Annotated in this window: 13 protein-coding genes; 7 read left to right on the top strand and 6 right to left on the bottom strand. The window is 39.1% G+C overall.

The window, feature by feature from the left end:
- Positions 1-2: 2 nt before the first annotated feature.
- Both yncD and F928_RS04890 read right to left on the bottom strand, forming a co-directional pair.
- Positions 3-2189: a TonB-dependent receptor family protein gene (gene yncD / locus F928_RS04895; protein WP_002116187.1), complete on the bottom strand. Its 2187-nt coding sequence runs from the start codon at positions 2187-2189 to the stop codon at positions 3-5.
- A gap of 134 nt (positions 2190-2323) precedes the next feature.
- Positions 2324-2890 carry a DNA-3-methyladenine glycosylase gene (locus F928_RS04890; protein WP_002116032.1) on the bottom strand — a complete coding sequence of 189 codons (567 nt, stop codon included), beginning with the start codon at positions 2888-2890 and terminating at the stop codon, positions 2324-2326.
- Between the two features lie 75 nt (positions 2891-2965).
- On the opposite strand from F928_RS04890, the gene mutM reads away from it, so the two are divergent.
- Both mutM and ppiC read left to right on the top strand, forming a co-directional pair.
- Positions 2966-3790, top strand: a complete 825-nt coding sequence (mutM, locus tag F928_RS04885; protein WP_002116055.1) for a bifunctional DNA-formamidopyrimidine glycosylase/DNA-(apurinic or apyrimidinic site) lyase — start codon at positions 2966-2968, stop codon at positions 3788-3790.
- A gap of 19 nt (positions 3791-3809) precedes the next feature.
- A complete protein-coding gene (gene ppiC / locus F928_RS04880; protein WP_002051379.1) occupies positions 3810-4100 on the top strand; it encodes a peptidylprolyl isomerase in 291 nt (96 codons plus the stop codon).
- A gap of 14 nt (positions 4101-4114) precedes the next feature.
- On the opposite strand, the gene F928_RS04875 is transcribed toward ppiC, so the two are convergent.
- From F928_RS04875 to typA, 3 genes are all read right to left on the bottom strand, one after another.
- Positions 4115-4459: a gamma-glutamylcyclotransferase family protein gene (locus F928_RS04875; RefSeq protein ID WP_002116214.1), complete on the bottom strand. Its 345-nt coding sequence runs from the start codon at positions 4457-4459 to the stop codon at positions 4115-4117.
- Positions 4460-4594: 135 nt separating this feature from the next.
- Positions 4595-5026: a large conductance mechanosensitive channel protein MscL gene (gene mscL, locus F928_RS04870; protein WP_002116334.1), complete on the bottom strand. Its 432-nt coding sequence runs from the start codon at positions 5024-5026 to the stop codon at positions 4595-4597.
- 255 nt (positions 5027-5281) lie between these two features.
- The gene (gene typA, locus F928_RS04865) at positions 5282-7117 is read right to left on the bottom strand and encodes a translational GTPase TypA (protein ID WP_002116501.1); all 1836 of its coding nucleotides are present in this window, start codon (positions 7115-7117) and stop codon (positions 5282-5284) included.
- A 178-nt stretch (positions 7118-7295) separates the two neighbouring features.
- On the opposite strand from typA, the gene yicE reads away from it, so the two are divergent.
- From yicE to F928_RS22435, 5 genes are all read left to right on the top strand, one after another.
- Positions 7296-8654, top strand: a complete 1359-nt coding sequence (yicE, locus tag F928_RS04860) for a uracil-xanthine permease family protein (protein ID WP_002116159.1) — start codon at positions 7296-7298, stop codon at positions 8652-8654.
- A gap of 64 nt (positions 8655-8718) precedes the next feature.
- Positions 8719-9732, top strand: coding sequence for a methyltransferase (gene rsmC, locus F928_RS04855; protein ID WP_002116028.1), 1014 nt, complete (start codon positions 8719-8721; stop codon positions 9730-9732).
- Between the two features lie 21 nt (positions 9733-9753).
- Positions 9754-11214: an amino acid permease gene (lysP, locus tag F928_RS04850; RefSeq protein ID WP_002116519.1), complete on the top strand. Its 1461-nt coding sequence runs from the start codon at positions 9754-9756 to the stop codon at positions 11212-11214.
- A 266-nt stretch (positions 11215-11480) separates the two neighbouring features.
- The gene (locus tag F928_RS04845; RefSeq protein ID WP_005072759.1) at positions 11481-12686 is read left to right on the top strand and encodes an RtcB family protein; all 1206 of its coding nucleotides are present in this window, start codon (positions 11481-11483) and stop codon (positions 12684-12686) included.
- Between the two features lie 3 nt (positions 12687-12689).
- Positions 12690-12848 carry a hypothetical protein gene (locus tag F928_RS22435; protein ID WP_002116121.1) on the top strand — a complete coding sequence of 53 codons (159 nt, stop codon included), beginning with the start codon at positions 12690-12692 and terminating at the stop codon, positions 12846-12848.
- A 124-nt stretch (positions 12849-12972) separates the two neighbouring features.
- Here the strand turns inward: F928_RS22435 and omp38 are convergent, their stop codons facing one another.
- Positions 12973-14013, bottom strand: a complete 1041-nt coding sequence (gene omp38 / locus F928_RS04835) for an outer membrane protein Omp38 (RefSeq protein WP_002116311.1) — start codon at positions 14011-14013, stop codon at positions 12973-12975.
- Positions 14014-14121: the final 108 nt, after the last annotated feature.

Here is a 14121-nt window from a genome sequence, read left to right as displayed (position 1 = left end):
TCCTAGAATTGCTTAATTACACGTAAACCTGCACTCCAGTTACGCCCATCCGCTGGTTCAAAGTAGCGTCCAACTGGTTGAGTTGAATCATTTACGATCACTGAACCTGCATAGTTTTTATCAAATAGGTTATCTACACGGGCAAAGCTATTCACTTTCCAGTCGCCCATTACCCATGCATAACCCACATTAGCTGAGGTTACACTGTAGCTTGGTGCTGCGTCACTGTTGGTATCATTCACGTATACTTTATCCATATACTGTACATCTACACCGCCATATAGACCGTGCGATGGCTGCCAAGCTAAAGAGGCATAAGCTTGGTTTTTAGCAATTCCAGGGATAGCATTGCCCGCTGGAATTTGAGCAATACTTCCTAAAGCTGGAATATCAGCATCAAAAGTTGCATCTAAATATGTATAGCTTGCAGTCGCTGTTAAATCTCGCCACAACTTTTTATTCCATGCAAACTCGGCGCCTTCACGTAAGGTTTTATCTGCATTGCGGAAGGTTGATCGGCCATTTGAGTTACCTGCAGAAACGATGTCATCTTTGGTTTTAGTTTGAAAAACTGCCAAAGTAAAATCACCTAATTGGTTTTGTGATTTTAAGCCTGTTTCATAGGTATCACTTGTTGATGCCGTTAAATCAAAATTAAAACCACTTTCTCCATCTGGACGATATGCCATTTCAGTAAAAGTTGGCGTTTCAAATCCTTTGGCATAACTCACATAGGCCATCAGTTCAGGTAAAATTTGCCAGCTTAAAGCAGCAGAGGGCAAAACTTTATCGTAATTTGTTTTGCCACTATCATCACCGTTCACAGTTCCATACTGATCAGGTCCTGAAGTAAAATGATCTTTTGATTTATAATGGACATTGCTATAGCGTACCCCCGTGTCTAAACGCCACGTTGGTAAGAACTGCCATGACGCTTGTAAATAGGGATCGATATTCCACAAAGTATTATCTTCATCACGGCGTAAATTACCTTTAACACCATAAACATTGTTTACATTAAAATTTTCAAAGCCTTTACGTTCTTCATCCATTATATCAAGTGCAACACCAATGCTTAGAGTAGTATTTGGAAGTAACTCTTTACCCGTCCAGCGGAAGTCAGCGCCATAATAATTACGCTCAAAATCAATGACTCCACCAGCATGCTTTGGGCTGGCTTGACCTGAATAAATAGGCTTACCCTCTTCTAGCTTCACTTCACCTTTAGGTATAGATTGATATTGAGTGACTTGGCGATTACCTAAATATGCCATAGCATACAGTTCATTTTTATCATTAATCGGTTTAGCCCATGTCACACCCGTTTGAGTTTGTTCAATATCTTTACGGACATTAAATTGCTTTAAAAATGGAACTTGTTGCTTTGGATTAGCATTCCACTGGTCATGCGTTAGTCCCTGCGGATCGTCTGCATGAATTTTTACGTAGTTGGTTACCCAGTTGATTTTACTACCATCATCAAGATTCCAACTGAGCTTTGCATTATTTAGTACTTTTTCTGCACCGCTATGTTCTCGGTAACCATCAGTATCGAAATACGATGAACTAATAACATAGCTTGGTTCATTCGCACCCTTTGCTCCACCTTGTAGCACGAGCCCTGCTCGGCTTTTATCGTGACTGCCTCCCGAATAGCTCAGCTCAATTGAATCTTTGCCTTGCCCTTCTTTAGTAGAAGTTAAAATTGTCCCACCCGATGAGTTTCCATAAAGTGAAGAAAAAGGTCCTGTTAGAACTTCAACATGGTCCAGACTACTTAAATCGATATTAGACGTTTGGCCTTGTCCATCCGGCATTGTTGCAGGAATACCGTCGACATAAAGGCGAATACCACGGACACCAAAAGTAGAGCGTGCACCAAAACCACGCATAGAGAGCTGTAAATCTTGGGCATAATTTTCACGATTACGAATCTGCAAACTCGGTACACCTTTCACAACTTCGGTTAAATTTACTTGTGAAGAAGTATCAACTTGAGGTGCATCTATCCGAAAAACCGAGGCCGGTGTCTGCAAATAGGTTGTATCGGTACGGGTTGCTTCCACATGTAATGTTGGCAATACAGTTACGTCTTGTGTTAAATCTTCTGCCCAAACAAGTGGGCTAGAAATACAGCCCATACTCATCAAAATACAGTAATGCAGTCGGTCTAAGCGTAATAAGGACATGCTTATTTCCTTTATTTATATTGTAGTTATGATAACAAAAAGCGGTGTCTTGTCTGGATATTGAATTCGATCTGCATTGTTGTAAATCTGGAACACTCTTCACCAATATCTAAAAATTGATTTCCAGATTAAAATTATCGACTCAAAGATGGATGATCTTTCCAGCAATATCGTTCAGGCCAATGTTTTGCTTCTTCGGCATAATCAATTCCAATCCGTGGCGTTAGAACTACTTCTGGTTGCGTTGATGCCGCTTCAACCCACAGTCCAGACTCCTCTCCCAAGGTTTGTCCTTTTAAAGTCCGATCAATCCCTAAATAGCGTGTCAATTTGCCGGGTCCAGCTAAAAGCTTATAGTCTTTTTTAGTTGAAGCACTATTTAAAAATGCAGAACGAATCATTACCCCTTCAGGCACACCTTCTGTCTGAGTAATAAGATTGAGCATTTCATACATGCCATAAATTAAATAGACGTAAATCATGCCACCAGAGCAATACATTACCTCTGTTCGAGCGGTGCGTTTGTCATTGTAACTATGGCAAGCTTTATCACGAACGCCCAAATAAGCTTCAGTTTCACTAATTGTACAGCGGATCACTTGGCCATCAGGTTGTCGCTTACACAATACGCAGCCGATTAAATCATAAGCTACTTCTGAGGTTTCACGTTGAAACCAGCTTAATGGTAAAATATCTGACATAGTAATCTCTGAAATATTACATACCACACGTTATACTTGATTAATCCAGTATATCTGTTAATTCTGCGAGTTGGCATGCCTGAGTTACCCGAAGTCGAAACCACCAAAACCAGTTTATTTCCATTATTGAATCAAAAAGTTCTAAGTGTTGAAGTACGCAATCCTAGCTTACGCTGGCCTATACCAGATGATGTTCAGAAACTTGTTGGGCAACGTCTCATTGGGTTAAATCGACGTTCAAAATATATTTTGGCAAAGTTTGAACAAGATCAAATGCTTTGGCATTTAGGCATGTCAGGAAGCTTTCGTCTAACCGAGCCAAATGACGAACTGAGAAAGCATGACCATCTGATTATTCAATTTGAAGATCAGCAATTACGTTACCATGACCCTCGCCGTTTCGGTTGTATTCTTTGGCTTAATCCCGAGACTCAAGGCAAACTCATAGATACTTTAGGGCCTGAACCTTTAAGTACTGATTTTCATGCAGAATATTTAGCTTCTAAGCTCAAGAATAAGTCTGTCGGCATAAAAATTGCACTCATGGATAATCATGTAGTGGTTGGTGTAGGCAATATCTATGCAACTGAAAGCTTATTTAATGTAGGCATTCACCCAGCTCAGCCTGCTGGCGATTTGACTATGCAACAAATTGAAAAACTTGTTGTCGAGATTAAACGCATTTTAAAGTCGGCAATTGATTTAGGTGGCTCGACATTAAGAGACTACAGCAATGCCATGGGAGAAAATGGTTATTTCCAGCAAACACTTCTTGCTTACGGTCGTGCTGGAGAAATGTGTGTTAACTGTGAAACCACATTAGAAAACTTAAAACTTGGTCAGCGTGCCAGTGTATTTTGCCCACAGTGCCAACCGCTTAAAAAGCTGAGAAAGCCTTAATTTTTTGGAGGAAGACAACATGCAAACAGCAATTGTCCGACATATTTTAGTTAAAGATAAAGACTTAGCTGAGCAGCTAAAAAAGAAGCTTCAAAGTGGCGCTGACTTTGCCAAACTTGCCAAGCAATACTCTACCTGTAATTCGGCAAAACGTGGTGGTGAACTTGGTGAAGTCAAAAAAGGGCAATTGGTGCCCGTCATCGACAAAGTTGTTTTTACAGCTGCTGAACGTGTGTTACAAGGTCCAATCAAAAGCCAGTTTGGCTATCATCTTTTAGAAGTTAAATTTAGAATGGGCAGCTTACGTTGATTCCATAATTTTAACTATCGTTTTTCAGAAGCCTGTGCATTCAGCTGATATGTCCAGGCTTTAACATAATCGCCTGATTCTAATTTTATATTTGCGATGACACGTTGGTATTGAAAACCCTCAAAGTCATCAAGCATCTGCAAGTTTTCAGCAAGTTTTTCTGTGCTAAACAAATAGCCCTCTACCCAATCTGCTTCCGAATCTAACTCAAGCGCTTTTAACCCTTTGTCTGGCCCCCAATCTAAAATATGAATCACACCTCTTACACTGGCTTTGGTCCAACTACCGCCAATTTGTTCAAGAATATGAGCATTTGCTTTATTCGGACATAAAGTGCCATACACAAAAAGCTGATTCATTAATTTATATACCTTTTACAATATGCTGAGTTGAAATTCTCTCTACTGGCAATGTTACCAATAGTTTTAGTACAACATAAAATACTAAGTAATAAAAAACGGTACTCAAGGCACCGTTTTTTATTTCAAATCTTATTAAGCTTGCTTTTTTAACTCATCACGAATTTCACGCAACAATTGAATGTCTTCTGGAGTTGCAGCTGGAGCCTCTGGCTCTTCTTTATTACGGCGAAGTTTATTTAATAATTTCACCATTAAGAACACAACCCACGCCAGAATAATAAAGTTAATTAAAATGGTGAGGAAATTACCATAAGTTAAAACATTAATACCTGCTTTTTGCAAAGCATCTAAAGATTGCAAGTTATTAGGGTTTGCACCTAATACAATGAATTTTTGTGAAAAATCAACACCACCACCAGTAATTACAGTGATAAGTGGCATGATAATATCTTTCACTAAAGAGTCCACGATTTTGCCAAAAGCACCACCAATAATCACACCAATGGCTAAATCCATCATATTGCCTTTAACGGCAAATTCTTTAAATTCTTGAATAATACTCATCTAAACATCTCCAGATGTCGGGGGCAGAAACACGTCATATTTTTCTTTTTCATTGGCATCTTATCGAATTAGATAGTTCTCGCCATGATATTGATAATTTAATATTTTTATCAAAAAAAGAAAGCTATTTCACACTTTAACAACATATTCGTTTACAAGAAAAATATGATTTTAAGCTTACTTTAACTTCAAATATAACGATTAAAAAAACCGCTAAATTAATTTAGCGGTTTCTTCTTTTTCAATTAAGAAAAATTATTTATCACGATTACGTTTACGTTCATTTTCAGTTAAATAACGCTTACGGATACGGATTGATTTAGGTGTTACTTCAACTAATTCGTCGTCTTCAATGAATTCAAGCGCTTGTTCAAGCGTATATTCAATTGCAGGTACTAAAGTTAAAGCATCATCTGTACCAGATGCACGAACGTTAGTTAATTGTTTCGCTTTAGTCGGGTTTACAACCATATCGTCTGAACGAGAGTTAATACCCACGATCATACCTTCGTAAACTTCTAACTGTGGTTTAGCGAATAAACGACCACGGTCTTGTAAACTGAACAATGCATAGCCCAAGCAAGTACCTTGAACCATAGAGATCAATACACCGTTTTGACGTTTCGCAACAGTACCTTGTTTAACAGGACCATAATGCGAGAAGCTTGAAGTCATGATCCCTGTACCAGAAGTCATGGTCAAGAATTCAGAACGGAAACCGATCAAACCACGTGAAGGTACAGTTGCTTCAATACGGATACGGCCTTTACCGTCAACTTCCATATTGGTCATCTCGCCTTTACGATGGCCCATTTGTTCCATTACAGCACCTTGATGCTGTTCTTCAACGTCAAAAGTTACGTTTTCATAAGGCTCTTGTCTTTCACCATCAATTTCTTTGATGATTACTTGTGGACGAGATACGCCCATTTCGAAACCTTCACGACGCATGTTTTCAATTAAAACTGAAAGATGAAGTTCACCACGGCCAGATACTTTGAAACGGTCTGGACTGTCAGTGTCTTCAACACGTAAAGCTACGTTATGAATTAATTCGCGATCAAGACGTTCACGGATATTACGTGAAGTTACGAACTTACCTTCTTTACCAGCAAACGGAGAGTTGTTTACTTGGAAAGTCATAGATACTGTAGGTTCATCTACAGATAAAGCTGGTAATGCTTCAACATTTTTCGGATCACAAATCGTGTCAGAAATGTTAAGTGCGTCGATACCAGTAATACATACGATATCACCAGCAGATGCTGACTCAACATCAATACGCTCTAAACCATGGTAACCCATGATTTTTAAGATACGACCGTTACGTGTATTGCCTTCTTTGTCAATTACAGTAACAGGAGTATTTAATTTTACTGAACCACGTTGAATACGACCAACACCGATAACACCTACGAAGCTGTTATAGTCAAGTGATGAAATCTGCATTTGGAATGGACCATCAACGTCAACTGCTGGTGGTTCAACGATATCTACAATCGTTTCAAACAACGGAGTCATGTCTTCTGCAAGTTCTTCTGGAGCAGGACCCGCTACACCACGTAAACCTGATGCATAAACGATTGGGAAATCTAATTGCTCATCAGTTGCACCAAGGTTATCAAATAAATCAAATACTTGATCAATAACCCAATCTGGACGTGCACTTGGTTTGTCAACTTTGTTAATAATAACAATTGGTTTTAAACCACGAGCAAAGGCTTTTTGTGTCACAAAGCGAGTTTGTGGCATTGGGCCTTCTTGAGAGTCAACTAAAAGTAATACGCAGTCAACCATCGACATAACACGTTCTACTTCACCACCGAAGTCGGCGTGTCCCGGGGTATCCACGATGTTGATACGGTAAGTTGTATCAGTACGTTTATCTAACCAAGTAATAGAAGTGTTCTTTGCAAGAATGGTAATACCACGTTCACTTTCAAGCGCATTTGAGTCCATGACACGCTCAATCTCGCCTGCTCGTTCACCGAGAGCACCAGATTGCTGAAGTAGTTTATCGACAAGTGTGGTTTTCCCGTGGTCGACGTGCGCAATAATTGCGATATTACGGAGATTTTTGATATCTGACATGAAAATTCGAAACGCCTGAAATTTGAGGGCAAATTATACAGAAAAACACTACTCTTGAGTAGTGACAGTTTATTGACATTGACAAAAAAATTTTCCAATAGCCTGTATTTCGTTTTGTAAAGATAGGTATCTCGATTAGAATAGCGCCAATTTGCGAAATTGCGGCGTACCTACACCCATGTCCAATCAACACTCTCAAGACCATCTTGACCTTGTTTATGGCTTAGATGATCGACCAAAACCTTTGATCGCTTTTTTAGCAGCTTTCCAGCATTTGCTTGCGATTATTGTACCAATTGTTACACCAGGGCTTTTAATTTGTTTAGCTTTAGGCGTATCACGCACCGAAACTAACATGATTTTATCTATGTCTTTGGTGATTTCGGGTATTGCTACATTTCTTCAATGTAAAAAAGTCGGCCCGTTTGGTGCAGGTCTTCTGATTGTACAAGGCACAAGCTTTAACTTTATTGGACCAATTATTGGTATTGGTAGTGCAATGGTTGCCGCAGGAACTCCTGTAAACCAAGTTATGGCTGCAATTTTTGGTGTAGTAATTGCTGGCTCCTTTATTGAAATGGGTGTTTCGCAAATTCTTCCATGGGTAAAAAGATTAATTACTCCCTTGGTGACTGGTATTGTTGTTCTATTAATTGGCTTAACGCTTATTAAGGAAGGCTTGATTAGTATGGGTGGTGGCTACCAAGCCATGCAAGACCATACTTTTGCAAGTGCAGACAACCTTATTATGTCATGTACCGTACTTGCTATTATTATTGTGCTAAACCGCATTCGGGTGGTTTGGATTAAAAGTTCAGCAATCTTAATTGCTTTAGTAATTGGTTACATTCTTGCAGGATTTATGGGTTACCTAGATTTCTCAGGTATTAAAGATGCGCCTCTTGTACAGATTCCAACGCCAATGCACTTTGGTTTAAGCTTTTCTTGGGGCTTATTCATTCCAATGGCTTTTATCTATTTAGTTACATCTTTAGAAGCGATTGGTGACGTGACTGCAACCAGTAAACTTTCAAACCAACCCGTTAATGGTCCAGAATGGATGAAACGCATTAAAGGCGGTGTTTTAGTAAATGGTGCAAACTCTTTATTAGCTGGATTATTTAATACTTTCCCAAGTTCTGTTTTTGCTCAAAATAATGGTGTAATCCAACTCACTGGGGTTGCAAGTCGTTATGTGGGTATCTGGATTGCTGCTTTACTTATTTTATTGGGTTTATTTCCAGCAGTAGCTGGTGTAATACAAGCAGTTCCTCAAGCAGTTTTAGGTGGTGCTGTGATGGTCATGTTCGGTGCGGTTGCTGCATCAGGTATTAACATTCTTTCATCGATTCACCTTGATCGCAGAGCACTTTTGATTATCGCAATTTCACTTGCATTAGGTTTGGGTGTTGCTCAAGTTCCTCAAATTTTGGAACACCTACCAGAATTATTTAAAAATATTTTTAGCTCTGGCGTAGCGACGGGTGGTATAGCAGCATTAATTTTAAATGTTGTACTTCCTGAAACACATAAATAACTATTTTTTTAATTTTGATTACTGCCCAGTTTCCACTGGGCATTCTTCTTCATGAGAGATGTACATGGATCCTAGAAGTGAAGTGATATTAAGACAGCAAGACTATTTAAAAGGTAGAATCTTGTTCATTAATGCACCGAATGATGCCTTAGTTAGTCAACTACCAGCTGATATTGATGCGTCAGTCTGGACATGGAACCATGCTGACTACCAGAGCTTTATAAATAGTGGAACAAATGCGCATTTCTCAGTTGAGTTTCCATTACAAGAATTCGATCAAGCTGTCATTTTTGTTCCCAAATCTAAAGAACTGTTAAATTACATATTGCATGTCGTAATGAGCAATCTTAAAACTGCTCAGTCTGTTTTTTTAGTAGGTGAAAAAAAAGGTGGTGTTGAACGCGCTGCCAAACAATTACAAAGCTTCGGCAAAGTACTTAAACTTGATAGTGCACGTCACTGTCAGCTATGGCACTTAAAGATTGAAAAAACAGAACAGCTTAAACCTCTCGAAAGTTGGCTTAAAACTTACACTGTTCATGTTAATGAACAAGAGCTTACGATTTGTGCCCTTCCCGGTGTATTTAGTCAAAATCATCTAGATGTCGGAACTGCTGTTTTACTCCCTTATCTTAATCAGGTGAAATCAGGTAGAATTGCCGACTTCGGGTGTGGTGCTGGAATTATCAGTTGCTATTTGGCAAAAATAAATTCAAGTAATATTATTCATGCCCTAGATATTGATGCTTTCGCTTTACGGTCAACGGAAATGACTTTTAGTCGAAATGGAATAGGTTCAGACCAGTTGAGATTGCAGCCTGTTACAGGAATTGCAGACGCTCCAACAGAACTCGATGCCATTGTCAGTAATCCCCCTTTTCATCAGGGTATTCATACCAACTATGATGCAAGTGAAGGACTCTGCCAGAACGCTAAAAAACATTTAAAGGCATCAGGTGAGCTATGGATTGTAGCAAACCGTTTTTTAAACTATCCGATCTTAATTGAGAAGCACTTTGGTCAGTGCCAGATTAAAACTGATCATCAAGGCTTTAAGGTGTTATATGCCTGTGCATAACAAACTATGTAAGGAATCTCCATGAGCGAAACACATGCTCCTGAAAAACTCCAGCGTAAGCTTGGGGCTCGTCATCTGAATATGATCGCCATTGGTGGTTCCATTGGTACAGGCCTCTTCCTTGCTTCTGGATCAACCATTGCAAACGCTGGCCCTGGTGGAGCGCTACTCGCCTATTCACTCATTGGCATTATGATTTACTTCTTAATGACCAGCTTAGGTGAGCTTGCAACTCACACACCAACATCCGGTGCCTTTTTTACTTACGGCAGTCGTTATGTCGAAGAGGGCTTTGGTTTCGCTCTAGGCTGGAACTATTGGTATAACTGGGCAATTACGGTTGCATTTGAACTTGTTGCAGTCCAGTTTATTATGAAGTTCTGGTTCCCTGATATTCCGGGATTCTATTGGAGTGCTTTATTCCTTGCCGTTATTTTTATGATTAACGCGATGACAGTAAAGGGATTTGGCGAAAGCGAATTCTGGTTCTCAATGGTAAAAGTGATTGCAATTGTTGCATTTATTATTATTGGCTTAGCCATGATCATCAAGATTATGCTAACTCCAGGTGTTGCAACATTCGGGAACTGGACTTACAAAGAGGCACCTTTTGTAGGCGGTTTACAAGCCATGATTGGTGTAGCAATGATTGCCGGATTCTCTTTCCAAGGAACTGAAATGGTTGGGGTTGCTGCTGGCGAATCAAAAGATCCAAAGAAGACAATTCCACTTGCAATCAAACAGATTTTCTGGCGAATCTTATTATTCTATATCCTATGTATTTTCATTATCGGCACCCTGATTGCCTATGATGACCCGAATTTATTGCAAGCAGCAGCCACTGAAGATATCGCGCTTTCTCCATTTACATTGCTTTATGAAAGAGTAGGTTTTGCTTTTGCTGCGAGTTTAATGAATGCTGTCATTCTTACTGCTATTTTATCAGCAGGTAATTCAGGCATGTATTCCTCAACTCGTATGTTGTTTAAAATGGCTCAAGAAGGCCGTGCACCAAAGTGGTTTGGAAAACTCGATGGTCGTGGCGTTCCGATGAATGCGCTCTATGCCACCACATTTATTGCCGCTTTTTGCTTCCTCACAACATTTATTGGAGAAAAGCAAGTATTTAACTGGCTACTCAATATGTCGGGTATGTGCGGTTTTATTGTTTGGTTAGGAATTGCGATTTCACATTATCGTTTCCGTAAAGGATATATTGCTCAAGGCTATAAATTAGAAGATTTAGCATATCGTGCCAAATTTTTCCCATTTGCACCCTGGTTTGCATTTATTCTCTGCTCAATCATTATCTTAGGGCAGAACTACCAAGCCATTTTAGGTGGAAAAATTGATTGGTTAGGCTTACTTTCAACCTATATTAGCTTGCCACTGTTCTTGATCATTTGGTTAGGTTATAAGTGGAAAAATAAAACCAAATTGATCTCTTACGATCAAATGAACGTCAAACCTGAGCAAGATTAAAACTGGTCATTAAAGTAAATCAAAGATCAAAAGCTTGATCTTTGATTTAAAAAGCGTAAAATGCCGTTCAGATTTTCAACGGCACTTTTAAATAAGGAGGACATCATGCCATTAGTACAAGGTAAAACAGATTAAATAATTTGGCACGATGTCAGCTCACGGACAAGTGTACAAATTCACACCACTTGTCCGAATGCTTAAACTTAGAACCTAGCATTCGCTAGGTTTTTTTATGCCTATTCGGACGGAAAAATAAGAGAAAAATTATGGGCATACAAAAAATATTAAACAAGGAGGCACTCTATGGTGTCCCTGTTAAAATTTTTACTCAAGATATAGATAGTGAAAGTATAGAACAACTCAAAAAAATGGCTCAGCTGCAATTCATCTATTCTCACATTGCAGTTATGCCTGATGTGCATGTGGGTAAAGGCGCTACTGTAGGTAGTGTTATTCCAACCAAACACGCCATTATTCCTGCTGCTGTAGGAGTTGACATTGGATGTGGGATGAATGCAATTCGCTTGAGTTTAAAGGCTTCACAATTACCTGATAACTTAAGTCGTTTGCGTGATGCAATTGAACGTAAAGTCCCTGTTGGCTTTGCTTTGCATAAACAAGTCAAAGCGAAAGCTTCTAGCATTATTCCACTTGAAAAATGCTTAGAACCAATTATCAAAAAGCATCCTGGTCTTGTCCGAATGCTTCGACAATTTGATGCAACATGGCAAAAGCAACTTGGGACTTTGGGTGGTGGTAATCACTTTATAGAGTTATGTATTGATGAGAATCAAGACGTATGGGTAATGCTACATTCAGGTAGCAGAGGGCTTGGTAATGTTATTGGTACTTACTTTATTGAGTTAGCCAAAAAAGAAGCTCAGCATCGCTTTGGCCATGTTCCTGATAAAGACTTAAGTTATTTTGCTGAAGGCTCAAAAAGTTTTGATGATTATGTAGAAGCTGTAGAGTGGGCACAAGAATATGCTTTTGAAAACCGCAAAGAGATGATGCGATTAATTTTAGAAGCGATCCGCCCTCCTCTCCCTTCTTTTCAAATGACAAAAGAAGCGATTAATTGTCATCATAATTATGTAAGCCGTGAAACACATTTTGGCGAAAATCTATTGATTACCCGAAAAGGTGCAATTAGAGCAGGCTTAGATGAGTTAGGTATTATTCCAGGTTCAATGGGAGCACGATCTTATATCGTTAAAGGCAAAGCAAATCCTGAATCATTTTGTTCTTGTTCTCATGGCGCTGGTCGCAAGATGAGCAGAAGTAAAGCAAAAGTTCTTTTTAATCAGCAAGATCTTATTGAACAAACCCAAGGTATTGAATGCCGTAAAGAAAGTGGCGTTGTCGATGAAATTCCAAGCGCCTATAAAGACATTGATGAAGTCATGGCGAATCAGTCAGACCTCATTGAAGTCGTTCACACACTTAAACAAGTTTTATGTATTAAAGGTTAAAACATGAAAATTAAAGAAATGTCAAAAATCAAAGTCCGTAATCAAGTGGCTCTTTCCCCTTTACTTCACAAAGGTGGAATACATGAAACAGAGAAACCTCGTGCTCAACATCGTAGAGATAGACAAGACGCTAAACAGCAATTGAAGAAAGGTGTTTGGTAAATAATTTAAACCAAGATCGAAAGTAATTATTATTAAGGAGACATAGAAATGACTAAATATTTTAAAAATCGCAATAAAAAAAGCGACTCTAACGAGTCGCTTTTTTACTGTTCAAAAACTCAAATTATTGAGCTTGTTGACCAGGTTGAACAACTACAGTACGGCTACCAGTGATTGTCGCGAATACACGACGGTTCATAGCACGACCTTCTTTAGTTTTGTTGTCAGCAATCGGTTGATCCCAAGCGAAGCCTTGAGTAGACAAACGAGATGCATCAACGTTGTATTCGTTTACAAGAGCTGATTTAACAGAGTTAGCACGAGCTAAAGATAAACGTTCGTTCAATTTACGTGGACCAGTGTTATCTGTGTGACCTTCGATACGTGCAGTAGCGTTAGGGTATTCAGTTAACTTCTCAGCAACTTTAGCGATTTCTGGTTTGTATTGGTCTTTGATATTTGATTTGTTAGTATCAAAGAACACGCGAAGTTCCATGTTAAGATCTTCAGTTAACTCTTGTGGTTGTGGAGCAACTGGAGTTGGTTCAACTGGAGCAACTTCCACTACAGGAGCAGCAGGCTTCAAGTGACCACCAAGAACTACGTTCAAACCAGCAAGAGCTGTATAGTTCCAGAATTTTTCGTCAAAGTTATAAGTACCACGAGCTTCTGTACGAAGAGATAAAGCATCGTTCAAGCGGTAGAAAGCACCTACACCTGCGTTACCTAAAGTACCTTCTTCGCCATCATGATATGCTAAACGAGCATCATCAAACTCATATTTGTAGTGACCAGCACCTAACAATACATATGGCTTAATTTTGCTGTCATAGTTTTTTGTGATTAAATCAGAAGTAACATAGAAATTACCATTGATTTGTTTTTGTTTGTATTCACCGTAGTTAGGATCTACATCACCTTTAACTTGGTTATATTCAGCTTCGAAACCTAACCATGGTGTTAACTCAATACCAAGAGCTGCACCAACGAATAAATCGTCTTGTAATTCAGGTCCGTTAGTTAACTCGCCTTTGTCACCACCATTGTTGTGTTGGCTGTCTTGGAAAGTGTAACCAAGCAATAATGGAGTAACAGTTACGCCAGCATTAGCAGCAGCTAATGGAGCAGCGACAAGCATAGCAAGTGCAATACGACTCAATTTCATGGATATCCTCCAGAGATAACAATTGTTGTTCAAGCTCAGCCTAAATTTATTGGCCCCTGAGATATTTTCACCCCAGTATTATTTTTAAGCTATTCACATTTGAATCAT

This window comes from Acinetobacter pittii ATCC 19004 = CIP 70.29, from assembly GCF_000369045.1.
GTDB lineage: Bacteria > Pseudomonadota > Gammaproteobacteria > Pseudomonadales > Moraxellaceae > Acinetobacter > Acinetobacter pittii.
Note: the sequence above shows the minus strand (reverse complement) of the source record. Positions and strands in the feature narration are given on the sequence as shown.

Bases quoted from the DNA above. Each gene is read 5' to 3' on its own strand.
- yncD (WP_002116187.1), bottom strand. From the start codon at position 2,189: ATGTCCTTATTACGCTTAGACCGACTGCATTACTGTATTTTGATGAGT.
- F928_RS04890 (WP_002116032.1), bottom strand. From the start codon at position 2,890: ATGTCAGATATTTTACCATTAAGCTGGTTTCAACGTGAAACCTCAGAA.
- mutM (WP_002116055.1), top strand. From the start codon at position 2,966: ATGCCTGAGTTACCCGAAGTCGAAACCACCAAAACCAGTTTATTTCCA.
- ppiC (WP_002051379.1), top strand. From the start codon at position 3,810: ATGCAAACAGCAATTGTCCGACATATTTTAGTTAAAGATAAAGACTTA.
- F928_RS04875 (WP_002116214.1), bottom strand. From the start codon at position 4,459: ATGAATCAGCTTTTTGTGTATGGCACTTTATGTCCGAATAAAGCAAAT.
- mscL (WP_002116334.1), bottom strand. From the start codon at position 5,026: ATGAGTATTATTCAAGAATTTAAAGAATTTGCCGTTAAAGGCAATATG.
- typA (WP_002116501.1), bottom strand. From the start codon at position 7,117: ATGTCAGATATCAAAAATCTCCGTAATATCGCAATTATTGCGCACGTC.
- yicE (WP_002116159.1), top strand. From the start codon at position 7,296: ATGTCCAATCAACACTCTCAAGACCATCTTGACCTTGTTTATGGCTTA.
- rsmC (WP_002116028.1), top strand. From the start codon at position 8,719: ATGGATCCTAGAAGTGAAGTGATATTAAGACAGCAAGACTATTTAAAA.
- lysP (WP_002116519.1), top strand. From the start codon at position 9,754: ATGAGCGAAACACATGCTCCTGAAAAACTCCAGCGTAAGCTTGGGGCT.
- F928_RS04845 (WP_005072759.1), top strand. From the start codon at position 11,481: ATGGGCATACAAAAAATATTAAACAAGGAGGCACTCTATGGTGTCCCT.
- F928_RS22435 (WP_002116121.1), top strand. From the start codon at position 12,690: ATGAAAATTAAAGAAATGTCAAAAATCAAAGTCCGTAATCAAGTGGCT.
- omp38 (WP_002116311.1), bottom strand. From the start codon at position 14,013: ATGAAATTGAGTCGTATTGCACTTGCTATGCTTGTCGCTGCTCCATTA.